The 24,615-nt window shown below is 69.1% G+C and carries 21 protein-coding genes, 1 tRNA gene and 1 pseudogene; 12 read left to right on the top strand and 11 right to left on the bottom strand.

Annotation, left to right across the window (positions count from 1 at the left end; all coding sequences use genetic code 11):
* Nucleotides 1–756, top strand: coding sequence for an OmpA family protein (locus tag H0E84_RS19205; protein WP_425600513.1), 756 nt, complete (start codon nt 1–3; stop codon nt 754–756).
* Between the two features lie 212 nt (nt 757–968).
* On the opposite strand, the gene tssA is transcribed toward H0E84_RS19205, so the two are convergent.
* On the bottom strand, nt 969–2,030 hold the full coding sequence (gene tssA, locus H0E84_RS19200) for a type VI secretion system protein TssA (RefSeq protein ID WP_180680264.1): 1,062 nt from the start codon (nt 2,028–2,030) through the stop codon (nt 969–971).
* A 175-nt stretch (nt 2,031–2,205) separates the two neighbouring features.
* Here tssA and H0E84_RS19195 point away from each other — a divergent pair, with 175 nt between their 5' ends.
* The 9 genes and pseudogenes from H0E84_RS19195 (at nt 2,206) to H0E84_RS19155 (ending at nt 11,936) form a co-directional block, all read left to right on the top strand.
* Nucleotides 2,206–5,046 (top strand): type VI secretion system Vgr family protein, encoded by a 2,841-nt coding sequence (locus H0E84_RS19195; protein ID WP_180680263.1) that lies wholly within the window; start codon nt 2,206–2,208, stop codon nt 5,044–5,046.
* Nucleotides 5,043–5,915, top strand: coding sequence for a DUF4123 domain-containing protein (locus tag H0E84_RS19190; protein ID WP_180680262.1), 873 nt, complete (start codon nt 5,043–5,045; stop codon nt 5,913–5,915). Before H0E84_RS19195 ends, H0E84_RS19190 begins: the two co-directional genes overlap by 4 nt.
* Before the next feature lie 21 nt (nt 5,916–5,936).
* Nucleotides 5,937–6,272 (top strand): hypothetical protein, encoded by a 336-nt coding sequence (locus H0E84_RS19185; protein WP_180680261.1) that lies wholly within the window; start codon nt 5,937–5,939, stop codon nt 6,270–6,272.
* Complete coding sequence (locus tag H0E84_RS19180) at nt 6,259–6,789, top strand: DUF3304 domain-containing protein (protein ID WP_180680260.1); 531 nt, start codon at nt 6,259–6,261, stop codon at nt 6,787–6,789. Before H0E84_RS19185 ends, H0E84_RS19180 begins: the two co-directional genes overlap by 14 nt.
* Complete coding sequence (locus H0E84_RS19175) at nt 6,786–7,280, top strand: DUF3304 domain-containing protein (protein WP_180680259.1); 495 nt, start codon at nt 6,786–6,788, stop codon at nt 7,278–7,280. The genes H0E84_RS19180 and H0E84_RS19175 overlap by 4 nt, the downstream gene beginning before the upstream one ends.
* The gene (locus H0E84_RS19170) at nt 7,277–9,139 is read left to right on the top strand and encodes a T6SS phospholipase effector Tle1-like catalytic domain-containing protein (protein ID WP_180680258.1); all 1,863 of its coding nucleotides are present in this window, start codon (nt 7,277–7,279) and stop codon (nt 9,137–9,139) included. Before H0E84_RS19175 ends, H0E84_RS19170 begins: the two co-directional genes overlap by 4 nt.
* A gap of 51 nt (nt 9,140–9,190) precedes the next feature.
* A pseudogene (locus H0E84_RS19165) lies at nt 9,191–9,370 on the top strand (type VI secretion system tip protein VgrG); the annotation flags it as partial.
* Nucleotides 9,371–9,927: 557 nt separating this feature from the next.
* Complete coding sequence (locus tag H0E84_RS19160) at nt 9,928–10,851, top strand: T6SS immunity protein Tli4 family protein (protein WP_180680256.1); 924 nt, start codon at nt 9,928–9,930, stop codon at nt 10,849–10,851.
* Nucleotides 10,848–11,936, top strand: a complete 1,089-nt coding sequence (locus tag H0E84_RS19155) for a T6SS immunity protein Tli4 family protein (protein WP_180680255.1) — start codon at nt 10,848–10,850, stop codon at nt 11,934–11,936. The genes H0E84_RS19160 and H0E84_RS19155 overlap by 4 nt, the downstream gene beginning before the upstream one ends.
* A 372-nt stretch (nt 11,937–12,308) precedes the next feature.
* On the opposite strand, the gene H0E84_RS19150 is transcribed toward H0E84_RS19155, so the two are convergent.
* A complete protein-coding gene (locus H0E84_RS19150) occupies nt 12,309–13,994 on the bottom strand; it encodes a hypothetical protein (RefSeq protein WP_180680254.1) in 1,686 nt (561 codons plus the stop codon).
* Nucleotides 13,995–14,388: 394 nt separating this feature from the next.
* On the opposite strand from H0E84_RS19150, the gene yiaA reads away from it, so the two are divergent.
* The gene (yiaA, locus tag H0E84_RS19145; RefSeq protein ID WP_180680253.1) at nt 14,389–14,847 is read left to right on the top strand and encodes an inner membrane protein YiaA; all 459 of its coding nucleotides are present in this window, start codon (nt 14,389–14,391) and stop codon (nt 14,845–14,847) included.
* Nucleotides 14,848–14,884: 37 nt separating this feature from the next.
* On the opposite strand, the gene H0E84_RS19140 is transcribed toward yiaA, so the two are convergent.
* The 7 genes from H0E84_RS19140 to H0E84_RS19110 form a co-directional block, all read right to left on the bottom strand.
* Nucleotides 14,885–17,203, bottom strand: a complete 2,319-nt coding sequence (locus H0E84_RS19140) for a M20/M25/M40 family metallo-hydrolase (protein WP_180680252.1) — start codon at nt 17,201–17,203, stop codon at nt 14,885–14,887.
* 85 nt (nt 17,204–17,288) lie between these two features.
* Nucleotides 17,289–18,236 (bottom strand): phosphatidate cytidylyltransferase, encoded by a 948-nt coding sequence (locus H0E84_RS19135; protein WP_180680251.1) that lies wholly within the window; start codon nt 18,234–18,236, stop codon nt 17,289–17,291.
* Entirely contained in the window at nt 18,233–18,889 is a 657-nt protein-coding gene (locus tag H0E84_RS19130) for a lysophospholipid acyltransferase family protein (RefSeq protein WP_180680250.1), read from the bottom strand. The genes H0E84_RS19135 and H0E84_RS19130 overlap by 4 nt, the downstream gene beginning before the upstream one ends.
* A gap of 12 nt (nt 18,890–18,901) precedes the next feature.
* On the bottom strand, nt 18,902–19,345 hold the full coding sequence (locus H0E84_RS19125) for a hypothetical protein (RefSeq protein WP_180680249.1): 444 nt from the start codon (nt 19,343–19,345) through the stop codon (nt 18,902–18,904).
* Complete coding sequence (locus H0E84_RS19120) at nt 19,342–20,679, bottom strand: phosphatase PAP2/dual specificity phosphatase family protein (protein ID WP_345776355.1); 1,338 nt, start codon at nt 20,677–20,679, stop codon at nt 19,342–19,344. The genes H0E84_RS19125 and H0E84_RS19120 overlap by 4 nt, the downstream gene beginning before the upstream one ends.
* A 6-nt stretch (nt 20,680–20,685) precedes the next feature.
* Complete coding sequence (locus tag H0E84_RS19115; protein ID WP_180680248.1) at nt 20,686–22,434, bottom strand: bifunctional alpha/beta hydrolase/class I SAM-dependent methyltransferase; 1,749 nt, start codon at nt 22,432–22,434, stop codon at nt 20,686–20,688.
* Nucleotides 22,435–22,463: 29 nt separating this feature from the next.
* Entirely contained in the window at nt 22,464–23,069 is a 606-nt protein-coding gene (locus tag H0E84_RS19110) for a CDP-alcohol phosphatidyltransferase family protein (RefSeq protein ID WP_345776354.1), read from the bottom strand.
* A gap of 271 nt (nt 23,070–23,340) precedes the next feature.
* Here H0E84_RS19110 and H0E84_RS19105 point away from each other — a divergent pair, with 271 nt between their 5' ends.
* Entirely contained in the window at nt 23,341–23,799 is a 459-nt protein-coding gene (locus tag H0E84_RS19105) for an NIPSNAP family protein (RefSeq protein ID WP_180680246.1), read from the top strand.
* A 202-nt stretch (nt 23,800–24,001) separates the two neighbouring features.
* On the opposite strand, the gene H0E84_RS19100 is transcribed toward H0E84_RS19105, so the two are convergent.
* Nucleotides 24,002–24,088: transfer RNA gene (locus tag H0E84_RS19100), tRNA-Leu, on the bottom strand.
* Nucleotides 24,089–24,138: 50 nt separating this feature from the next.
* Nucleotides 24,139–24,591: a DUF2214 family protein gene (locus H0E84_RS19095; RefSeq protein WP_180680245.1), complete on the bottom strand. Its 453-nt coding sequence runs from the start codon at nt 24,589–24,591 to the stop codon at nt 24,139–24,141.
* Nucleotides 24,592–24,615 lie beyond the last annotated feature (24 nt).

Raw genomic sequence — 24,615 nt, 5'->3', positions numbered from 1 at the left:
ATGCAGCGTGTCGTCGCTTTCCTCGTCCTGGCGCTGTGCGCCGGCGCCCTGACCGCCCAGGACGCCGCGGCGCCGGTGATCGCCGAGGGCGTGGTGCCGGACCAGGCCACCAAGACGCAGATCCTGGAGAAGCTGCGCGAGGTCTACGGCAGCGAGCGGGTGGTCGACCGGGTGCAGGTGGAATCCATTCCGACGCCGCCCAACTGGGGCCGCTACGTCGCCGGCATGATCGGTCCGGGCCTGCAGCGCGTCTCGGCGGGCAAGCTGGAGGTCAACGGCCAGGCCGTGCGCATCAGCGGTGAGGTGGTGAACGAGGCGCAGCGTCAGCAGGTCGCCAGCGAGCTCAGCCTGGCCAGCAACAGCACCTACACCGTGACCAACAGTCTCGGCACCGGCGGTTCCGGGCAGGGGCTGCTGGACGCCACGCTGGGCGACCGCATCATCGAGTTCGAGAGCGGCAGCGCGCGGCTCACCGATCTGGGCCGCTACATCCTCGACGAGATGGCCGAGAAGCTGCAGGAGATCGGCGATGCCCGCGTGCAGATCGTCGGCCATACCGACGACGTCGGCCAGCGCCAGGCCAACCTGGCGCTCAGCCAGGCGCGTGCCGAAGCGGTGCGCAGCTACCTGGTAGAGCAGGGCATCCCGCGCGCCAACCTGAGCGTGCTCGGCAAGGGTCCGGACGAGCCGATCGCCGACAACGCCACCGACGACGGTCGCGCCCGCAACCGCCGCATCCAGTTCCGCGTGCTCTGAGCAAGGCATTCGGCCGCGCCCGGTGTCGCGGGCGGCCGGCTCTCTTGGGAGCGTGCCATGCACGCGAAAGCCGGCGCGGTCGGCAGCGCCCGGTATAGCCGCCATCCCCACCGGAATCTCCCGCGGCCTTCGCGGCCATGGGCCGCTCCTACGGGAATCTGGGCCGCCCCCGGAGTATGGGGCCCCGGCGCCGCCCCCGGTGATCCGAGGGGTCAGCCCCCGAACGACTCCTGGCTGCCGTCGACGTCCAACAACTCTTCCACCTGCGACAGGGCGTTATCGTCCTTGATCACCCGCTTCAGCCATACGTGCAGCGGCATCTCGCCCCAGCGCGCGGCCTTGTCGGCCAGATACGCCACCGGGCTGTGCGGCTCGGTGCGGCGGAAGAACTCCGCCACCTGGCGCAGTTGCGCCAGCGCCTGCCGGCGCGAGGCGATCGCCCCGCCCTGGCCGGTGGCCGCCTGCGTTTCCGCGCCGGCCGCGCCGCCTTCGGCATCGTCGGCCGGGCCGTCGCCGGCAGCGCCCGCGTCGCCGACCAGCACCCCGGCATCGCGCGCGAAGCGCAGCACGGTCTTCTGTAGGTGCTCCAGCTGGTCGCGCACCGGCGTGAAGCTGGGGCCGTCGGTGCCCAGCCGCGCGTCCACCGACAGCTGCAGCTCCTGCAGCGCCGCCACGCAGTCGGGCACGTCCCGCATCAGCTGCAGGTAGAACTCGTGCGGGGTGTCGCGACGCGCGGCCTCCATCAGCTCGAGGTCCGGCTGGCCCTCGCCGCCGGCTTCCCCGGCGCCGCTGCGGGCATGCGCCGCCTCGAAATCGCCCAGCCCGAAGCGCCCCTGCGGGCCCTGCGCGATCGGCAGCGTGCGCAGCCATTGCAGCGCGTTGGTGAGCAGCCAGGCGAGGTTGCCGATGCGCTCCTCGTAGTCGCCGTCCGCGGCCTGCGGGTGCACCTCGTCCCAGTAGCGGTCGCACAGCCCGGCCACCAGCCGGAAACCGATGGTCAGCCCGGGGAAGCCGTGCACCTGCGCATTGGCCTCGGCCAGCCACGCGCTCAGGCGAAGGTCCTTGGTGCGCCGCTGCAGCAGTTCGGCGCACATCTTCGAGGCCGCGGTCCAGTCGGCGTACTTGATGTCGGTGACCCATTCGCCCTGCTCGAGGGTCGGGTCGTCGGCGCGGCGGGCTTCCTGGATCGCGTCGAATTCGGGGGAGAACGACAGGTCCTCGCCGGTGGGCAGGTCCTCGGAGATCGGGGCCAGCAGGTCTTCCAGTTCCAGCATGGCGGTGCTCGGCAGGTGGATTGTGGAACCGATTCTACAGAGTCGCCGGACTTTCCCTATACTCGAGGGCCGCGGTTTTTGCTAAGTTGCGGAACAGGAAGTCGGCCACCGCCGGACCGTCGCGAGGGTGTCGCACGGAGCGGACGGGGCCTGGTCAAGCCACGGAGTCTGCGTGATGCACTCATTGGAAGACGTGCGCGATGCTCTGGCCTCGCTCATCCGCATCGACGATGCGACCCGCCTCTATCGCCTGGAACTGCCCGACGCGCCCGCCGACCTGCTGGTGGAACGCTGGCGCGGCCGCGAGGAACTCTCGCAGGGGTTCGAGTGGTGGGTGGACGCGCTCTCGCCCGATGCCGGCCTGCCGCTGGACGGCTGGCTCGGCCGGCCGGCGCGGCTGCTGACCCGGCTGGCCGACGGCGGCCAGGCCGTACGCACCGGCCTGGTGCGCGAGGCGGCCTGCATCGGCACCGACGGCGGCATGGCGCGCTACCGCCTGTGCCTGGTGCCGTGGACCTGGCTGCTCACCCAGGGCCGCCACAGCCGCGTGTTCCAGGAACGCAGCGTGGCCGAGATCGTGGAAACCGTGTTCGCCGGCTACGCGCCGCTGGCGGCCTGGCGGCTGGGCGACGACGTCGGCCCGTTCCTGGCCCAGGCGCGGCCGCGCAGCTATTGCGTGCAATACCGCGAGAGCGATTTCGATTTCATCGGCCGGCTGCTGGCCGAGGAAGGGCTGGGTTGGCGGCTGGAAGAGTCGGAGGACGACGCCTGCGGCCACCGCATGGTGATCTTCGCCGACAGCGCAGCGCAGCCGGAGGACGCCGGCTCCGAGCGGCACGGCGGGGTGCGCTTCCACCGCAGCGACGCCACCGAATCGCACGACAGCATCCTGGCCTTCGGCCGCCGCCGCGGCATCGGCGCCGGCCGCCTGACCCTGCTCAGCAGCGACTACCAAACCTGCCAGGCCGGAACCGCGCAGCTGCCGCTCGAGTCCGCCGGCGCGGCCGACGCGGCGCTGGAAGCCTACGACCCGTCCGGCGCGTATGCCTTCGCCGGCTCGGGCGAGGCCGAGCGCCTGGCCGGCCTGCTGGCGCAGGCGCGCGAGGCGCGGCAGCAGGCGTGGTTCGGGCAGGGCACGGCGCGCAGCTTCCGCGCCGGCACCTGGTTCCGCCTGACCCAGGCCCCGGCCCAGGGCGAAACGCCCCCGTCCGAAGTGCTGATCACCCGGATCCACCAAGCCGGCGTCAACAACCTGCCGCTGGATCTGCGCCAGGGCATCGGCACCCGGCTCGGCCCGGCGCCGGCCTGGCCCCGCGACGCCGACGACGCGGAGGGCGAGCGCGCCATCCTCGCCCGCGCCGACGCCGTGGGCTATGCCAACCGCTTCGAGGGCGTGGACCGCGAGCGCCCTTGGCGCCCGGTGCTTGCCGACGAGACCGGCGCCCGCCTCAACCCGCGCCCCACCGCACCCGGCTACCAGACCGCGATCGTGGTCGGCGCCGACGGCCAGCCCAGTCCGTCCGGCGCGCAGGAGCTCCACTGCGACCGGCTCGGCCGGATCCGCGTGCGCTTCCACTGGCAGCAGGGCCAGGGCGCCGGCGAGGCCGCCGACAGCTGCTGGCTGCGCGTGGCGCAGCGCTACGCCGGGCCGGGCGTGGGCAGCCAGTTCCTGCCGCGGATCGGGCAGGAGGTGCTGGTCGCGTTCCTGGAGGGCGATATCGATCGCCCGGTGGTGACCGGCGCGCTGTACAACGGCCAGGGCGAGGCAGGCGTGGCGCCGACGCCCGGTGGGCGCTCGGCGGACGCCGATGCCAGCGCCTATGCCCAGGCCTCCGACCATCGCCCCAGCGCCCAGGCCAACCTCGCCGGCGGCCACGCGCCGCCCTGGCACGGCATGGGCGCCGGCGACGATGCGCACCGCAACGCCGCCGCCCTGTGGGGCGTCAAATCCAAGGAATGGGGCGGCGAAGGCCACAGCCGCCTCGTGTTCGACGACAGCGACGGCCAGCTGCGCCTGCAGCTGGCGACCACCCAGGCCGCCAGCCAGCTCAACCTCGGCCACCTGATCAACCAGGCCGACAACTACCGCGGCAGCTTCCGCGGCGAAGGCTTCGAGCTGCGCACCGACGCCTGGGGCGCGGTGCGGGCCGAGGCCGGGCTGTGGCTGAGCGCCTACGACAAGCCGGGCGAGACCCCGGCCGGCGATGCCGTCGGCCCGGCCGCACTGCTCGGGCAACTGCGGGCGCTGGGCGAGACCTTCTCCAGCGCCGCCGCCACCCACCAGACCGTGCGCCTGGCCGGCCACGAGGGCGCCCACGCCGTCGCCGCCTCGCGCCTGGTCGACGACCAGGCGCCGCTGCAGGCCCTGCTGGCGAGCGCCAAGACCACCGTGCCCGGCGACGGGTTCGACGACGCGCGCGGTGCGGCCGTCGAGCGCAGCCCTGCCGCCGGCGCGGGCCGCATCCCGCACACCGGCGACGCCCTGCTGGGGCTGGCCGCGCCGGCCGGTATCGGCCTGGTGGCCGGCCAAGGCCTGACCTGGGCGGTCGGCGAGACCCTCACCCTGGCCAGCGGCCAGGCCAGCCACCTGGCGGTGGCCGGCAATCTGCGCCTGCACGCCGGCCAGGCCATCGGCATGCTCGCCGCCGCGGTGGAGGGCCAGCAGGAGGAAATCACGCTCAGCCTGGTGACCGGCGAAGGCGAGCTGGACTTCCAGGCCCAGAACGACCAGCTCAAGCTGCAGTCGAAGGACCAGCTGAAGCTGATCAGCGCCAACGCCGAAATCGAGATGGCCGCCGGCAAGACCATCCACCTGGCAACAGCAGGCGGGGCCAGCCTGACCATCGAGGACGGCAACATCGTCATCGCCTGCCCGGGCGAGATCCGGGTGCATGCGGGGAAGAAGAGCTTCGTGGGGCCGACGAGCCTGGATATGGAACTTGTACAGTTTCAGGAAGTCTGCCTCGACTGCATCGCCAAGGCCGCGCTGAGTGGCAACCCGGTGGTGCCACTATGAACCCCTTGCCTGAGGCGTGGACGCAGACGCTGGACGGTGCGAATGAGATTCATCGCTTCGTTCTGCTCGACGGCGCCATGCAGCACGAATTGGGGCAGGCATTGCGCAAAAGGCGCTATGCCGGCCACAGCTTCTTCGATCAGGAGTCCGAAGATGCGCAAGGGCTCGGCCCCTGGCTGCTGGATGCGGAACAGGCCCAGGTGGCGGGCATCGACGGCATCGCTCGCGGCGTCACCTGGTTGGCAGGCACGTGCGATTCCAGCGAAGCCTTCCGCCATTTGCAGCCTTGGATAGTCACACCGTTTCCGGACGGTGTGAAACGCGGGTATCTGAGGTTGGGCGACGGGCGCGTGTTGCGCGCCATACTGGAGATCTGGAACCCACGCCAGCGTGCGGCCTTCTGCTTACCATGGCGGCAAGTCTGCTGCGCCGACCGGGACGGCCATGGCTATATGCTGCCGTTGCCATCAGCCACCGAGGTGCCGCGGATCAACGTCTCACCCCTGAACGTCTCGCCCCTGTTGGACAAGCGCCAATATCAGGCGTTGCTCGACAGCAGCGCGCCGGACGTTTTGCTGCACGAACTGAAAGGTTACGTTGCGCCGCATACCTCCCTGTCCCAGCGAGAAGCGCAGCATGCGATGGCGACAAAGGTGATCGAGAAAGCCAAAGCAATGGGCTACGAAGATCCCACCGATCAGATCAGCCTGATCGGGTGGTGCCTTGAACGCGGAGCGTCGGTTGAGGAGCTATCCGAGCAGCGCGCGGTGCGAGACCGCCTGCGGGGCGACATGCTGTGGGACGTGCTGATGCCGTCTGAGCTTCGATCCCGCGAAGGTTCGCACGCTATTGATGCATCACCGGCGTGAGTTAGGAAAGCGGAAGGCGTGATGGGAATTTTTGCACTCCTAGCGATATCTTCTTTTGTTGTTGCTGAGCTTTTTATTAAGTTTGCATGGCCGAAAGGCTGGACGACGATGCCATCGCTAGCATGGAAATCCGCGTTGCGTGTTGTTGCTGTGTTTCCAGTAGTCCATTCGTCTGGCTATGTCCTTGCCATTGTGCCGTTCTGGACTTGGATTTTTTTCGATAGATCCATGAATGACGGCTATCTCGCCGCGACCCCTTATGCAGTGTTGGCAATGCTGGTCATTTTCGTCTGGTCGCGTTACTTGAAAAGGGCAAAAAACGGCGAGAAGGGCGGTGATAGAAATGGGCAAGAATAGCGCCAGTCTCTACCTGGGTATCAGAAGTGCACAGATTACAATTCTGTTGTTTCCGGTTTTGGCCGCTTGCGGAAATGGTAGCGCCTACACGGATCCGGCAACCGGGGAGCGCACGTTTGGCAGCAGCGTGACGCTGATGCGCCACAACCCCACCGATACCTTGGCGCGCAGCGGAATGGTGGAGAGTGCATGGGGCGGTCCAGCAGGAACGGGAGGCACTGCGGTCTGTTGCGTGTCGTTTCCGGTGCGCTGGCGCCAAGGTCTGCAGGCGAAGCTGTGTCGGGAGCGAAGTGAACCATTCGATCGCGAGAACCCGGTGCTTGGCGAGGAGGCTTGTGACAGGCATGAAAACGTGCTGTCAGTCCACCAATACGAGAAGTTGGGCAGAACTTGGCTACATATCAGCAGCGACAGTGAAGTGCTGGTCATTCCGAGCATGGTAGGTCCAGGTCATCCGGAGCACCACGGCCTGGATTTTCCAGCTAAGGATTACTTCAGTGAGCGGGAAGTGTCATGACAAAAGGGGTTCTGCTAGCCTGCGAGAGGGCAGATTCCGCGAAGCTGCCGGTCTCGGTGATTTTGTCCCTTCTGCCGATGTTGGTCGCCTGCGGCGCGGACCCGGATGCGCGGTTCGGGACCAGCGTGACGGCGATGGACCACGACCCAAGCGATACGCTCGTGCGAAGCGTGACGGTGGATGGTGCATGGGCCGGCCCAGCAGGGACGGGAGGAAGTACGGTCTGCTGCGTGTCGTTGCCGGTGCGCTGGCACGAAGGTCTGCAGGCAACGGTGCGGTGGGAGCGATGCGAGCCATACGGGGAGAACTGCCGGTGGCACGAGAAGGCGGTGCCGATCCATCCCTATACCGAAGTCGGCAGGGTGTGGCTGCATATCGTCAATGACGACGAAGTCGCGATTATTCCGAGCATGCTCGCTCCGGATCATCCGGACTATCCGGGGCCGGGGTATCCCGAGAAGGATTTCTTCAGGAAGAAGGACACGCCATGAGCAAGGTTGCCTATACGCCCGATAATGCTCCGTCCGCCCGGGCCGGGCGTCCAGTGCGTCCGAATCTCTGCGAGCCGGGCAGCACCTGCCGGTTGACACTTAGCTTCTCGATCTTCTTCGATGGCACCCGCAATCATCTGACAGAGGACGAACCTTCCGGGGCGCATAGCAACGTGGCTAGGCTGTTCAAGGCTTGCGAGGAACGGAACAATGAAGGCGTGTACCGCCTCTATGTTCAAGGCGTCGGCACGCCGTTTCCTGAAATCGGTGAGCCCAGGCCGCACAAGGACGGTGCCGCCAAAGGCACGATGGGGGCGGAGCGAATCCGCTACGCCTTTCTCTACATCGCCAATGAAGTTTCCCGGAAGGTATCCAGGCGCCTTCTTGTGCCCGATAGGCCACGCGACATCACCAACGCGGTCAAGAACGACGACCTGCTGCCGCGCTGGAAGCGCCAGCTGACCCACATGCTGACTGCGTCAGAGAACCCGAAGATCGACGGCATCGTATTCGATCTTTTCGGGTTCTCGCGCGGCGCGGCGGCCGCTCGTTCGTTCCTGAATCAGTTGCAGCGGCATTTCTGCGACGTGCGCGGATTTTATTGCGGTGTGCCCATGCGCGTGCGCTTCATGGGCTTGTTCGATACGGTAGCCTCGGTGGGCTATGCCGACTCTTTCCCGTTGCCGGTGGAAGGGCACCAGGGGTGGGGCGACGAGAGCCTTTTGACCATCCCGGACGATGTAGAGCAGTGCGTGCATTTCGTTGCAGCGCACGAGGCGCGGGCGTCGTTTCCGGTGGATCTCGCGCGCAGGCCACATGCCTACCAGAGCAACTGCCTGGAGGTCGTCTATCCGGGCATGCATTCGGATGTGGGCGGCGGCTATGGGCTGTATTCGCAAGGCAAGGGCACCTGGTTCCCAGATGGCAGGGTAGGGCAGACCCATGCCGACAAGCTGTCGCAGATCGCGCTGAACGACATGTACGAACGTGCGCTGGCGGCCAAGGTGCCGTTGCGCAGCCGAGAGGATGTGGACCGCGCCGGCCTGCAGGACGAGTTCGCGATTCGCCCCGAACTCAAGGCCGCCTTCGATGCATACATGGCGGCCGTGGCGCCCGACGGGAGCGGCCGGTCAGTGGAAGCGCAGGTGCTGGCGCACCGCAGGCCGTACCTGGGCTGGCGCAAGCAGATCCTGAACAGAGACGAGTTCGCAAGGCAACTTTTCGTGCGCCGCTCTGGTGGCCAGGATCGCAACGACCTGATCGAGGCCAACGACGAGATGATCCGGCAGCTGCAGGAGATCGCGAGCTTTCCGCAACGGCAGCGGGAGCACATGCGCCGGGGTGGGACTGGACCCGATCATCGTCCGCTACCGCCTCCGCTGGCGTACGAATTCCGCGAGGATTGGGAAGAGGCGCCGGCGCCCGCGCAGGGAGTGGCGGCATTCTTCGCCCAGTACGTACACGACTCGCGCGCGCACTTCCTGCTGACCGACCCGCAGGACGAGCGCGAGCACCGCGATATTCACGACCGCCTGGAAGCGACGGATCGCCGCTACCAGCAGGACCTAGAGCGGCATCGCCAAGACATGGCGTCGGGGCGTGCTCATCGAGGCAGCGATCACATGATCATGCAAAGGACCCAGGCTCCCCGCGATCCTCTGACTCCGCGCCAAAGGTCGATTCTCGACGTTTACCGCAGGGGAGAAAACCCGCTCTATACGGATGAGTATCCGGCATCCAGTACGGACGATGTGCTCGATGGGCGGGATCTGGTGCAGAGAATCGGTGGCCGTCGCGAACCAAGTTGGAGCTATCTGCACAAGCGGCAGATATTCGCCATTTCCCGGATGAAGTATTGAGCCGGGAGCTGGTGCATGGCACGTGATGGTGACGGCACAGTACCTGCAAATGAGCGCCCGTGGCGCTCGGTGCTGGTCGACGAGACCGGCGCGCGGCTCAACCCGCGGCCCACCGCGCCGGGCTACCAGACCGCGATCGCGGTCGACGCCGACGGCCAGCCGAGCCCGTCCGGCGTGCAGGAGCTCCACTGCGACCGGCTCGGCCGGATCCGGGTGCGCTTGCACTGGCAGCTACGGGTCCGTCCTGGCGCCGTGGGACGCTGATGCGCTTCGCGAGCACCTGGTGCGCGCGACCACTGGCATGGGTGCTGGCCACGGGCCTTGCGGGCTGTTGCGCGTACGGCAGTTCCGGAACCGGCACCCAAGAGGTCTGGGTCGCCTCGCCCGGCGTCACGGGCTTGGCCACACCGCAGGAGGCGCGGCGCGATTGCGTCCGCGCCTGCAATTGCCATGGACCTGCGATGGAAAGCTGCATGATCGAGCGCGGCTTTCACAAGGAGCGCCAGGCAATGGCCAGGAAATGTCGGTCGCCGTCCTTGTTTTAGGTGCCTGGCAACTTTGCGACGAGAGCAGATTGAATCCTGCACTGCGGGCGCGATCTTCGGAATGAGTAGAACAATCCGGCCGAAATCGATGTCCAACGCGACACTAGAGCCAACCAAGAAGCTTGCATGACTCTTGCATCCGATCGGAGCCGGGCGGAGGTAGTGGGTGCCATCTTGGCTTGCGGGCTGGCTGCAGCGGCTGTCTCCCTCCAGCTTGCGAGGCATAGCGATGCTATGGTCCCCATGGTGGATGACTCCCGGACAATCTGCATCGGGCGCTACTTGTTCGATCTTCCCTCGAACGCCAGAGTGAGCTTTGGAACAGCCTGGATCGCGGGGGTAGATATCAGGACCGTGGGCGCGCCGGAAGCGGCTGAGAACAGGTTTGCAGCTCGAGAGCAAGAGTTGCGCAGAGAGGTGGGCCAGGCGGGCGCACCGACATTGGTGTCCGTCGAGCCCATTGAGCACGATCAGTTGCGGGGCATTGTGTTCGGGTACGGCAAGAAGTCCATCCATTGGTACGAGAACGGCCAGAAGGTCACCGCAGGGGGGATGACGATGGAGGCGATTCTGCACTCGCGGGAGGCCGAGTACGTACTGAGGGGAGAGCTCGATGAAAAGTACCTTCACCATGTTTCCGACATTTCCCGCCGCCTCACTCCACGCGTCGCCGGGGAAGTTCCTGCGGGGCCAGGCTTCTGTATCGACCGCGGGTTGGTCGGGGAGCCGTCGCTCCCGGATGAGCGCGAGAGCGTCACCCTGTTCTTCGGGTTTCCGCAGCAGCCAGGGCTGGAAGGCAAGTTCGCCACCACGATGCCGGCGCAGGCTCCAGAGCCGCTGCTGAGCAGAATGGGCCGAAAGGAAGGCATCGCGTCCGCCGGCCGCGCACGCATCACGACCTTGCGTGAGGGCGAGAAGACCGTCAACGGAATCGCCGGCGAGGAAGTCCTGGAGAGCTATGCAGAGCGGGATGGCACACGCACGCACTTGTTCTCCTGGGAAGCGACGGTCGATCGAGCGCCCGGCAACGCGCCAACGCTCTCTCTGGAGCTCGAGTTCAACGGTGAGGGAACTGCCTCGTCGCTGAGCGAGCAGGATGCCTTGCTGCTATGGGACGCGATCCTCGAGAGCATTCAGCCGCGGCCTGGCGCGTACCAGTCCCGATGAGCCAGCGGGTTGCCGGGATCGGGCAGCCGCATGCGGTGCGGATACTTGTCGGATTGATGATGACGCTCGTTGCCGGCTGTGGCGGTTCACCAGGGTCAGCAGGCTTCGAGGGCGTGGACCTCGCGATGGGCTCGCTTGCTGGGCAAGCGCCCCGTACCCACTGCGTAGGCCGCTTCCTGGTTGATCTTCCCGAGAGCTTCCGGCCGAGCCATTCGATGGGCGGCGGCGCCGGCGAAGCGATCTTCTATTTCGGTAGGGACGCGGACTTTCATACCATGACCGTCACCAGCTTCGCCCAACGAGTGACCTCGGTACAGTTCGATGCGGTCGTGGCCGCGCGATCGGAAGAGCTGGCGCGTGGCACCAACTACGAGAGCAATACCTCGATGCTGTCGAGTCAGGAGGCATGGTCCCCGACCGAGACCCTCCTCAGCCATTACGCGAGTGTCGACGTCGCCGATGCCCAGGTGCGCGAACTGCACGTGCTCGTCGAGGATGCCCATGTGGCGATCACTACGACTGCATACGATGCTGCCCAGCTCCAGGATGCCGAGGCGCGGTTGCGCGACATGCTGGAGAGGGTGCGGAGGGTGGGCGACCCGGCGAGCGCGGGCCGCGGTCTCTGCCTGGGAGCCGTGGTGGTCGATGCGGACAGCGACTACGAGGAGCTTCAACTGGGCTTTCGCGCAGAGGGCCGCGCCCATTCCGACGTCCGATTCCAGATCAGCCTCGATACCTTCCGCCCGCCGGACGATGAGCCCACGCTCATCGCACGCGGCGAGGCCAACCTCGCCGGCCTCGGCGTCAAGCCCAAGACCCTGAAGAAGGGCGAATGCCAGCTGGCCGGCATGGAGGGCGAGCAGTGGCTGGGCAGGTTCGAGGAGGAGGGCAGGCCCCAGCACGGATTCTATGCCGAGACCAATGTTCGCTCGCCCTCCCCGCGCCAGCCCAAGCTCATGGTCGAAATGTTCACCGGCGGCGAGGACGCCAGCGGTGGGCCGGCAGCGTCGTCGCTCGGCGACGAGGAGGCGATTGCCTTGTGGGAGACCATCGTCGCATCACTGCGAGAGCGTCCTGGCGCGTAGGTTCGGTGCTTCCAGGGGTTGTCGGCGCCTCGATCACCCAGGGGTCACGAAATCGCGGCGTCGGCCCACCGCCGACCGAACCCCTCGGTCCACCAACACGGGATCAGACGGGAGAACACTACGCGCGGCGAAGCAGACCGAGTGGAAGCAATCGAGTATGCCGAGAGAGGCACCAGCGGGCAGGAAGTTGCTTGCCAAATCGAGATCAACTCTGCAAAAGCAGGGCCAGGGGGCGGATGGATGCCAAATTGCCCGCGTTCCGCATCCGCATCGCCAGACGCCGCGCCGCAGGTTCCTGGAGCGCGTCCCGAGCTACCTTCGGTGATTCCGGCGCGGAAGAACCTTCCAGACGAGAGTGAGGCGATGGATCGGTTATCGAGCGCTAGGGTATCGCCCGGCCGCGAGGCACGGGGGGCGCTGCAGGATGGCAATCCGGGCGGCGGCCGTCGTGCGGCCTTCGCGCTGCTGGTGGTCAGCTGCCTCGTTGCCGGTTCCACCTGCGCGCAGGAGCGCGTGGCCCCGGATGCGGTCGTCGGGACCGGAGCGCATGAGCTCCGGCCCTCGATCGAGGACCCGGTCACTCGGGAGCCCTGGGTGGACAAGCCCTACCGCCTGCTGGTCTACCAGGACGGGGAAGCGGTGCTGGACATCGAGGGCAACACAGATGCCGCCGGCCGGACGGCCATAGTGCGCATTGGGCAGCCCGCCGAGCAGGCCGATTTTTCGGCGCGCCCGCTGATCGGCACGGGCGCCTGGAAGGCGCAGAGCCGCATCTCGTATCCGGACGGAACGCCCGCGGCGCATCGCGGCTATCTGCTGGCCCCCGAGGATGGCGCTGCATTTCTCGGCGTCACCGACTCGCGCGGCGATACTGCGGAGGTCCGCAGAGATCGGGAGATGCAGGTCGAACTCCGGCTCATCGACCTGCAGCCGGGGTCGACGGCCTGGCACGAAACGGCGGCGATCCTCAACCGCAGCGTGCGGACCACCGATGCGGCGGAAACGCTGGCCGTCTATCGCGAACTCGTGCGCCTGCACGACGGGGGCGATGCGACCGCCGCGAGCAGCTTGTCGACGCGGTGGCTGCTCGAGCGAATGCTCCGAGCGGCGGTGAACGCCGAGGCGGGCGCCCTCGACGAGGTCGCCCTCGACTATGTCGCCCGCGATGCCCGCCGCGCCGCAGGGAACGCCGGGCGGGCGGAGGACGCCCGCGACCGGCTCGCCGCGATCCTCGCGCTGCTCGACATCGTCGGCTACGGCGACGGTGCTGGTCGACGGTTGCCCGAGGGATTCGTCGCGGGATGGGTCGAACGTGCCGCGGAACTGATGCCGCAGTTGCCGGAGGCAGGCGTCCGCCCGCTGGCGGGCGACATACTCGACCTGTGCGAGGGCTTGCTCGCCAGCGGCCGTACCGACGCGGCGATCAGGCTGTTCGACGCCGCCGGGCTTGCCCGGATCCGCCCCGACGACGTGCGCGATCGCGCCCGTGTCCACGCCTTTGGCGCGGTGGCCGCACAACATGGCGGCGACACCCGGCTCGGCCGTCGCCTGCTTTCGCTGGCGAACTACCTGATCGCCGTCGATCCGCCGGGGAACGCCGGAGACGAGGGGGCCGACCCGCTTTCCCTGTATCGAGCCCTGATGCCGGAGCTGCCGCAGGGAACGATGTGGCTCGACGAGGAGCAGATCGCGTCGGCGAGGCAGGTCTGCGTCGGGGCCGCCGACGACGGCTTCGCGTTCTTCCCGCTCGGAGACGAAGAGGTTCCGGACCTCGAGGACGCGGCGTGGCTCGGCACACTGCAGGCACTCGATGCGCTGCTGGCGCACGGTACGCTCGAACCCGGCGGGTACCGGGCCGAAGCGCGCGGGTGCGGTGGCGCCCCGGCCCCGAGGGAGGTCGCCCTGGCCCGCGACGACGTCGCCGGAGTCCAGGCTGCCGGCCTGTTCGTCGGGATGGGGGTCTATTTCGGCGACCTGGGCGCGCCCTCGGAGGTCGAACGGCGGAGCACGGCCGAACTCGGGCGCCTGCGCGCGCAGCTGATCGCCTACCTGCAGCATGCCGAACTGCAGGAGGGCAGATACGAGATCGTGAAGTCGATCCTGCCCGCGGATTTCAGCCTGAAACTGTTCCAGGGGGTGCCGTCCCGAGCGCTTGCCATGCCGTCGCCCGCGGCCGGCGCCTGCGCCTGCGCCGAGGAGGCGAACTTGGAGAGCCGAGGGATTGCCGCGCCGGAGCGGATGTGCCCGCCCCCGCCCCACGCATTCGCTTGCGGGGCAGGCGATCTCCGCGCGGGGGGCGGTGAGGAAGGGATGTATCGCAAGCATCTGGCGCGAAGCCGCTTCAGCGCCGTAGCATTGGCGTCGACAGCCCCCGGGACAGGGGGCTGGTGTGGCGGAGGCACTGAGCGTCCGCCTGTCGCGGTTCCCATCTTCCCGCACGGAGCAGACCCGGATGAACGAAACGGCCGTTTCCCGCAAACCTTCCCCCGCCTTCGTCGGCGCCTCCTGGGTGGCGCTCGGTCTGGGCATGACGGCCTACCTGGTCGGGCTCTGGAACGCCGACATGCAGCTCAACGAGAGGGGCTACTACTTCACCCTGCTGCTGTACGGGCTGTTCGCGGCGGTGTCGGTGCAGAAGAGCGTGCGCGACCGGATGGAAGGCATTCCGGTGACCAACATCTACTACGGCCTGTCCTGGTTCGCGGTCATTTCGGCCCTGCTGCTGCTGTTCGTGGGCCTCTGGAACGCCGGCCTCGCGCTGAGCGAGAAAGGCTTCTACGGCATGTCCTATGCGCTGAGCCTGTTCGCGGCGATCGCGGTGCAGAAGAACACCCGCGACAGCCTGGATGGCGAGCCCGAGGCGCGGCCGTCTGGGCGCTTCAGTGGCAACGAGAGGGACGAAAGCGCCTGACGCGTGCGGACGGATCCGCGCCGGACGCCGCAAGCGCTCAGAAGCTCACCGTCCGCTGCAGGCGCGTGCGCTCGGTCCACGGGCCGGCGGCCATGGTGTGCTGCGGCCGCGCGATCGCCTCCGCGCCGTCCGGCGGCGGCACGCCCGGGATATTGGAGCGCAGCAGGAGCTCGAGCCGCGCGGCGGTGGGAGCTACGAACTCCAGAACCGCGCCTTGCGCAGGCGGCGCGAACCAGGTGACCCGCACACCGTCGGATGCGATGTCGGCGGGAGCCGGCCGTCCATCGATCCGCAGCCCGGTGACCGGTACCCCCTCCGGGAACTCGATCACCGTCGCATAGGCGTTCGGCGGGCTGGCGATCCGCAGGCGCAGGCGCCGCGTTTCCCCTTCGACGATCTCGTCCATCAGCTCGGCTCCGGGTGCGTCAAGGTGTGTCGCGACGGCAGGGCGGATCAAGGGATCCGAGTCGCGCGCGAACAGCTCCGATGCCCAGTCGGGCACCTCGGTTCGCTGCGGCGCGTCGCCCAGATATTGCCGGGTCCACGCGTTGGGCTCGGGATCCAGCGAGGCCCAGAACGCCTCGCCGCGTGTCGCATCGGCGACGTATTCGAGCGTATCGGCCTGCCTGCGGTCGCGATGGAACCCGGTCGCCAGCAACGCCGCGGCCAGCACGCCGACGCCGGCCGCCAGCAGCAGGCCCGGCACGATGCGCCCCGTCGGGCGGGCCACGAAGTCCAGCTGCGGCGCGAGCAGGCCCAGCGTCAGCGCCAGCAGCACGAACGGAAGCGCCACTGCATCCAGGGTCATCGCCTCTTCCATGCCCACGACCATCGGTGTCATGAAGTACACGACCGGCAGCGCCCCCAGCACCAGCGCGATCGCCGCCACGGCGGGCCGCCGCACGGCGTGCAGACGAACCACCGCCAGCCCGGCCAGTGCGAACAGCAGCGGCCAGAGAAATACGTAGCCCGCGCCGGGCATCCATGCCGCAGTCGCCAGCGCAAGCAACAGCCAGACGAGCGCCGGACCCAGCACCATCTCCGTCGGCTGCGCGCGGCGCCGCAGCCACGCCAGCGACGCCAGATACACCGCGATGGCTGGAAGTGCCAGGGCAAGCAGGTAGCGATGGCCGTCGTAGGGGGCGCCGTGATGGAACCAGGCCAACTCGGGGACCCATCGACCGACCAAGGCCCATGCCGCGACCGCCAGCACCGGCAGGCCGATCAGCGCCGCGATGAAATGCAGCAGGCCGATGGCCGCACCGCGCGGGCGCCAATGGCCGCCGCGGTACAGATGCACCGCCAGCCAGGCCGCCAGCGCCAGCGCGGCGAGGGACAATGGCAGCGCCCAGGCCACCGGGTAGTGCGCGATGCCCACGAGCGGCAGGGCGAAATAGACCCGTTCGGGCGCGGCCAGCCGCGACAGGTCCATCCGGCCGAAGGCGCGGGTGAGCGCCAGCAGATACTCGCCATGATGCTGCAGCGTGCGCGGATCGGCCTGCTCGTAGTTGTCCAGGGCAGTGTGGTAGTGGGTGAATCCCCGCACGTTGGCGAAGTCCATGCCCAGGTAGCCCGCATCCCGGAACACGCTCAGATCGGTGTCGTTGGGCATGACCTTGAAGAGCTCGTTGGACACGGAGTCGGCCAGCGCGCCAGGAACCGAGCGCGCCAGGGTCCCGACCATGCCGCCGTTGGCGCCGACGGTGCGGAACATGTACACCGGACCGGCGTTTCCCCGCCCTTCGGCGTTGAGCACGATCCCGGTTTCCCGGGCCCAGGGGTGCTCATCCACGTATGCGCGCGCGCCCACGAGGCCGGGCTCCTCGGCGTCGGTGATCAGCACGATCACGTCGTTGCGCAGCGCCGGCCCGGCCTGCAGCGCACGCACCGTCTCCAGGATCGCCGCGACGCCGTTGCCCGCATCGTTGGCACCGGGCGAATGCGGCACCGAGTCGTAGTGCGCCGCCAGCACGACCGCCTGCCCGGACCCGGTTCCCGGTATACGCGCCACGATGTTGGATACCGCCGCGGCGTTGACGGTCCGCTCGGTCCCGCGCACCACCGTGGCCTGCTGGAGTTGCGGGTCCAGGCCCAGTCCGCGCAACGCTTCGACCACATGGCCGCGGGTGCGGGCATGGGCGGCGGAACCGAGAGGCCGGGGACTTTCGGCGATGATCCGCAGGTGCGCGCGCGCACGCTCGGCGGAGAACTCCGTGGACGGCGCCGTTGCCGCCACCGCCGCAGGCGGCTGCAGCGATGGCGACAGCCCGCTCCACCAGGTAGCGCAGGCGGCCAGTACGGCCAGCACCACCAGGGAGGCGGTCAGGGTCGGTTCGCTGGACCTGGCCTCCATCATCTTCCCACCTCGGCTCGATCACCCCGGTCTCGATGGTAGTGGAGGCGTGCGCCCGCCACAAAGTATCGCGTAGCACCCGGGGTGTTCAGGTCCACCAGTACCGGATCAAATGAAAGAACACCGGCGCGGCGAAGCAGACCGAGTCGATGCGGTCGAGCATGCCGCCGTGGCCCTCGATCATGTGCCCCCAGTCCTTGATGCCGCGGTCGCGCTTGATCGCGGACATCACCAGGCCGCCGAGGAAGCCCATCAGGTTGGCGACCAGGGCCAGCAGCGCCGCCTGCCAGGGGGTGAACGGGGTGATCCACCACAGCGCGGCGCCGAGCAGGCTGGCCGAGGCCACACCGCCGATGAAGCCCTCCACCGTCTTCGATGGCGACAGGCGCGGGGCGATCAGGCGTTTGCCGGCCAGCTTGCCCCAGACGTACTGCAGCACGTCGGAGGACTGCACCACGATCACCAGGAAGGCGATCAGCAGCAGATTGCGGCCCTCGTAGCCGGCGATCTGCAGGTTCATCAGCGCGGGTACGTGGGACACGCAGAACACGCTGATCATCAGCCCCCACTGCACCTTGGCGGTCCGCTCCAGATAGCGGTCGGTGTCGCCGCCGATCGTCGCCAGGATCGGCAGCAGCAGGAAGGCGTAGACCGGGATCAGCAGCGTGTACAGGCCGTACCAGTCGGCGTACACCAGCCAGTACTGGTAGGGCAGCACCAGGTAGAACGCCGCGAGCAGGGCGTAGTAGTCGCCGCGCCGGGTCGGGGTGAGGGTGATGAACTCGCGCAACGCGAACAGCGAGACCAGCGCGAACAGCACGATCATCCCGGTGCGCCCGCCGAGGAAGGCGATGCCCACTACCGCTGCCATCACCCACCAGGCGCGGATCCGCGCCACCAGGTTGTCGAGCACCGCGCTGGGGCCGTCCGCGCGCCAGCGCAGCGTTTCGGCGACCGCGGTGGCCAGCAGCAGCACCGCGCCGATCCCGGCGAACAGCAGCGTGGCATCGGACCAGCCCTGCACCAGCGCCTTCATGCCGGCTCTCCCGTGACCGCGGCGGTCGCGGTGCCGCCGTCCTCCGACAGCGCCAGCAGCGCCGCCCGCGCGCGGTCCAGGAATGCCGGCTTGTCCTCGCCGGCAGCCAGGCGCAGCGGCGCGCCGAAGCGTGCGGTGCACAACAGCGGCAGCGGCAGCAGCTTGCCCTTCGGCATCACCCGGCTCAGGTTGTCCAGCCACACCGGCACGAATTCCAGCTCCGGCCGCTGCCGGGCCAGGTGATAGATGCCGCTCTTGAACGGCAGCAGGCCCTCGCCGGTGTTGCGGGTGCCCTCGGGGAACAGGATCAGCGATGCGCCGCCATCGACCGCATCGCAGAGCTGCTGGATCGGGTCTTCCCCGTTTCGCTCGGACGCATTGCGCTCGATCAGCACGGCGTGGAACACGTTGCGGATCAGGTAGCGGCGGAACGGTCCGCGGTTCCAGTAGTCGGCCCCGGCCACCGGGCGCACCCCGCGCCGCAGCGCCGGCGGCAGCGCCGACCAGATCATCACGAAATCGCCGTGGCTGGCGTGGTTGCCGAAATAGACGCGCCGCTCCGCCGTAGGAATGCAGCCCTCCCACAGCGCGCGTGCGCCGGTGAGCGCGTGGATGGCGGCGCTGAAGCCGCGCGCGATCAGCCTATCGATCATGGGTGTCTCCCGTCATCGGGCGAGCGCCGCCAGCCATGCGCCCGCCATCAGCAGCAGCTGCGCCCCGGCCAGCAAGCCCTGCCGGCGCAGCCAGGTGCGCGCGCCGCGCCAGCGCGCGTCCCAGGAACGGCCGGCGCGATCGACGGGCTGCAGCCCCAACGACTGCAGGGAGGCATCGAGGATGCGCATGGCATCGGCCGGCGGCAGTGCGGCAACGGCCTGGAACAGGCCGGCGTCGAAGTCGGTGCGCATCGCGCAGTACAGCTGCAAGGCCGCCGCCAGCAGGCTTGCGATGAGCAGGGCCTGGACCGGGGCGCCAAGCGATATTCCCGCCACGGCACCAAGCACCAGCCACAGCCCTGCGAGGCCCGCCAGCCCCATCGACACGGCATGCAGCCGGCGGCCCTGGTGCAGCAGCAATCCCATCGCCTGCAGATCGAACGGGGCGCCGGTCACGATGCCGCCTCTGCTGCCAGGGCCGTCGCCGGCGCTGCCTGCGCCGCCAGCAGCGCACGGCGGTGGCCTTCGCGCAAGACCACCTCGGGGCGCGCGGCCCGCACCCGCGCGAACGCGGCATCCGCATCCTGCGCGCGGCCGCTGGCCAGCAGCCAGGCCGCCACCGCCAGCGCGCTGCGCGAATAGCCCAGCGCGCAGCAGACCAGCACCTGACCCCGCGGGCGTACGTCCGCAATGGCGGCGGCCGCCTCGCGCAGCGCGCTGGGCGAAGGCGCCACCAAGTCGAGCATCGGTACCACGCGATCGCCGGGCCGGGCGCCGCCGGGTAGCGACAGTTCCGCGCACACGTCGACCACCGTGAACCGATCGCGATCGGCGCGCCCGGGAGTGCGCCCGAGCCAGATCCCGTCCGCCACTTCCACCGGCGCCGGGCGCCGGTAGGTCCAGGCCCGAGAGTTGATCCATGCCGCCGCCAGGTACGGCGCGTACAGCCAGCGCGCCGCAGTGCTCAGCCTGCCGTCGTCGCGCTTCTGGAAGCCTGCGGCGCCGAACCAGGCGTAGTTGCCCGCCACCAGTGCGAGCGAGAACGCCGGCCACCACAGCCACAGCCAGCCGCCACCGGCCAGCGTTGCCACGGCGGCGCAGGCCGCGGCCGCCGCCGCGTACAGCACCGCCAGCCGCCAGCGCGCAGGATCGGCGGCCAGTCGCGCCCCTCGCCACGGCGCGACGATGCGCTCGGGCCACAGCCACACGCACAGCCACCCCGCGGCCAGCCCGGTGGGGATGTCGATGAAATGGTGCTGGAAAGTCGTCAGCACCGAGGCGCAGACCAGCACGAACCAGCCGTGCAGCAGCCAGCGCCAGGCGCCGTGCAGCGCTTTCACGTAGCGCGTCCACAGCACCACGGTGATGGCGATATGCAGCGACGGCGCCTGGTTGTACGGGCGGTCGAATCCTTCCAGCGCCGCGAACATGCCTCCGAACACGCCGTCGCTCGCCGGCCGCTCGAAGCTGAAGGCCAGCGGCCACAGCAGGAAACAGGACACCGCCAGCACCTGTACCGACAGCAGCCGCAGGCAGTGCGTGTCGAGCTCGCGGCGGTCGCGGCACAGGAACGGCGAGATCGCGTAGAACAGGTTGGTGGTCCAGTACGGCACGATGGTCCAGGCCAGGAACGGCATCGCCTGCTCCCAGCCGAAGACGATGCTGGGGACGTCTGCGCGCCGCGCCGCCATCGCGTTGGCGAAGCCGTAGCTGGCGTAGAAGAACGGCCCGAGCAGCGCCAGCCACGCGAGCGCACGCTTCCACGGCCGGCCGGGCGCCTGCGCCTCCACCCGGCGCTAGCCCTCGACCCGCTGCGCCAGCGACACGGTGAAGATGCCCCAACGGTCGATCCGCTGGGTCAGTTTGCGGAAGCCGGCCGCAGCCACCAGCTGGTCCATCTCCGCCTGGGTGCGGCGCCGCATCACCCAGGCCTGGCCGTCGCGGTGGCTGGTCAGGGCGCGGGCGATGAACTCCAGCTGCGGGTGCCAGGGCTGCCCGGTGTAGACCAGGTAGCCTCCGGCGGGCACGGCATCGGCCAGGCCGCCCAGCGAGGCCCGCAGCAGGGCGTTGTCGGGGAACAGCTCGTAGAGGCCGGAGACGATCGCCAGGGTGGGGCGCGGATCGAGGGTGGCCAGCGCGGCGCGGTCGAAGGCATCGCCCTGCTCGAAGGTGGCGATGTCCTCCGCGTCGAACGCGGCGATCAGGGCGCGGCCCTTCTCCACGTTCAACTCGCTGTAATCGCGCAGCAGGATGCGGTCGGCGCGGTCGCTGCCGCGGGCCAGCGCCTCGAGCGCGTAGCGGCCGTGGCCGGCGGCGATGTCGGTGGCGACCGCGGGCATGCCCGCCGCGCGCAGCCGCCGCAGCGCCTCGCCCAGCAGCTCGCGCAGGTGTTCGCGGCGCACGCGGATGCCGCGCCAGCCGATCGCGTCCAGGTAGTTGCGATCCACCATCCGTCCAAGCGGGCCTGCGCCGCGCGCGGTGTTCTCGTAGACGTAGTCGAGGGTGCTGCCGGAGTCGAAGCCGGTGTCCAGCCCGAGCCGGATGCCGCGCGAGAGCAGTCCGCCGAAGCGCAGCCCGGCGCGTACTCCGCCCCAGCGCAGGGCCCGCAGCGACCAGCGCTCCGGTGGCCAGGACAGTACTTGCGACTCGTCGAAGGTGGCGCCGTGGCGGTGGGCCTCGAGCAGCGAGGGCAGCCGCGCCGGTTCGGCGAAGCGCGCCTGCAGGAAGTCGCGGACCTTGTCGACCGCGACGGCGCGGTCGCGTTCGCCGAGCGTGTCGTGGAAGAAGCCGGGTAGCAGGTGCCGCTCCTTGACGTGCGCGCCCAGGCGCTCGAAGAAGCGATCCTGCGGGGCGCGATGCACCACGAAGTCGGAGCCGGACACCAGCAGCTGGGTCGGGACCATGATCGCATTGGCGTCGGCGACGACGCGCTCGGCGGTGGCATAGAGGTCCAGCAGCACCCGCGCCGAGATCGGCCGGGCGATCAGCGGATCGCTGCGGTAGCTGGCGATGCGCGCCGGGTCGTGGGTCAGGAACTGCGGCTTGACGTAGCTGTTGACGAAGAAGTTGCCGCGCAGCTTCTTCATCAGCGCCAGCCCGGGCCGCGCCAGCGGCACGTACAGCTTCACCTTGAAGGCCGGCGAGGCCAGCACCAGGGCACGCAGCGCCGGCGCGTAGTCGTGGACCCAGGTGGCGGCGACCACCGCGCCCACGCTCTGCGCCACCACCGCGGTGTCCACGGCGGGGATGCCGTGGTTGTCCGCGATCCAGGTCGCGAAGCAGTCCAGGTCGCGCACCAGCGCATCGAAGCCGGGGGCATCGCCGCGCGCTCCCGGGGAGCGGCCGTTGCCGCGCGCGTCCCAGGCGAAGACGTCGAACTCGGGCATCCCCAGCTCGTCGGCCAGGTGCGCGATCCGCCCCGAGTGCTCGTGGCCGCGGTGCAGCAGCACGATCGCGCCGCGCGAGGGCCCCTGCGCCGGCCAGTGCCGGTAGAACAGCCGTACGCCGTCCCAGCTTGGAAAATCCAGTTCCTTCTGTTCACGCATCGATGCATCCCCAATGGCCTCGCGGCCGTTCAGTGCGATTCCCGCAATCCCCGAGCCACCCGCCGCCACACCGTGACCAGGCATAGCAGTGCCATCGCTACCAACACGCCATTCACCGCGGGCGCCGAGACCAGGCCCAATCCCAGCAGCAGCCCCAGCAGTCCCACCACGAACGCCCGGTCGCTTTTCCCCATCGGGCCGTCGTAGCGGCGGGACGCTCCCGTCATGACGCCGAGCACGCCGGCATATTCGGTCAATGCCGCCAGCAGCGCCAGCGCCCAGGGCAGATGCGGGACCACGCCGGGCACGCTCAACAGGCTGAGGTAGAGCGCGGCATCGGCGATCACGTCGCACAGCTCGTTGAGGTAGGCGCCGAGCCGCGACTGCTGCCCGAACTCCCGGGCCAGCATGCCGTCGATGGCGTTGAGCGCCATGCGCAGCAGCATCCAGCCCGGCAGCAACACGTAGAGCAGCGGCTGCTCGGGCGCCCGAAGATGGACCAGCGCGGCCACCGCCAGCGACAGCGCCAGTGCGGCCACCGTCACCTGGTTGGCGGTAGCGCCGGCGCGGTGCAGCGCGCCTACCAGCGGGCGCAGCAGCGCCTGGAAGCGTCCCTTCAATGCGTAGATCGACACTGCCTGCCCGTTCCCTGCGCCGCGGCGACCGGAAAGGTTAGCGCATCGCGAAGGCAGGCGCCGCAGGAGTCGCGGCGGAGGTATCGCGGGCGTGGCGGCATGCCCGCGGTTGCATTCGGCTTGCGCATCGGAGCGGTCCGCTGCGCCCGAAGCCAGCGCCAGTGCCGGGGGCCGGGTCCGGAAGCGGCGGCCCGTTCGCCAGCGCGGGCGTCCCGGGAACCTGCGCGGCCGTCTCCTGTCCCAGAGCTCGTCCCATCCATCAGGAGTCGTCATGTCTCGACTGACAGGTTCCCGTTTGCTGGTGCTGCTGGCGGCCGCCGCGTTCGTCACCCCCCTGGCGGCCGGCCCGACACCGGCACCGGCACTGGTCGCCGAAGCCGAAGCCGAAGCCGGGCCGGTCCACCAGCTGCGCATCTATCGCATCTTCGATGAGACGCGCGCGGCCTTTCATGACCGCTTTCGCGACCACGCCGCCCGGATCATGGAACGCCACGGTTTCGACATCGTCGCGATGTGGGAGGCGCGCGGCGAGGAAGGCCCGGAGTTCGTCTACCTGCTGCGCTGGCCCGACGAGGCCACGATGACCGCCCGCTGGGAGCGCTTCATGGCCGACGAGGAGTGGGCCGAGATCAAGCGCGTCACCGGGGCCGAGCACGGCCGCTTCGTCGGCGGCATCGAGGAGCGCGCCATGCGCCTGGTCGACTACTCGCCGCCCGGCCGGCTCCGGTAAACGATGGGTCAACCACCCGGCCCCCCGTAGAGCGGAGCTTGCTCCGCTGCTCAAGGCTCCGGAGCCAGGACAGCCGAGCAAGCTCGGCTCTACGCGGGGGCCGTGAGGGACGGTGCGAGGGGTAGCGCGGCACGGCCTCGGCGGCCGGGCGAGGGCGAGTTGGGCCCGTAGCACCGAACCTATCGTGCAGGGCGCGAGCTGCTGGTGCCGAAGGTGGGACTCGAACCCACACGGTTTTAAGGCCGGCGGATTTTGAGTCCGCTGCGTCTACCGATTCCGCCACTTCGGCGCGGGCGCAGAGTATAGCGGAGCCGCCGGGTCGGGCGGCTCCGGGCGGGGTCAGAACATCCGGTATCGGGCCATCGCCGCGGCCAGGACGAAGATGACGGCCACCAGCGCCAGCTGCAGCCGGACGAATCCGCGCATGCGCGCCAGCTCGGCCGGCGCGGGCAGGAAGGCGGGATCGGCGCGCAGTGCCCTGCGCCAGCGCAGGTAGCGCAGGGTGGGCACGATCGACAGCAGCCCCACCAGCAGGAAGAGCCCGAACTTGGCGTGGAACCAGGGGTTGGACAGGTAGTACTGCCAGCCCTTCGCGCCCCACGCCAGCCGGGCCGCGCCCACCACCAGCAGCAGCAGCGCGGTCAACCCGTAGCCGCCGTCGATGCCGGCCAGGCGCCGCACCGTTGCGCCGTCGACGGTGCCGCGCAGGATGGCCGATTCCAGCACAAGCATGGCCACCAGTCCGAAGACCAGCAGGTGGTGGAGGGAGGCGAGGAACAAGTCGACGAGCATGCCGGGTGGTCCGCGGGGGGGGAA

The sequence above is a fragment of the Luteimonas salinisoli genome (genome assembly GCF_013425525.1).
GTDB lineage: Bacteria > Pseudomonadota > Gammaproteobacteria > Xanthomonadales > Xanthomonadaceae > Luteimonas > Luteimonas salinisoli.
The sequence above is the reverse complement of the archived record's forward strand: the minus strand, read 5'-3'. Positions and strand labels throughout refer to the sequence as shown.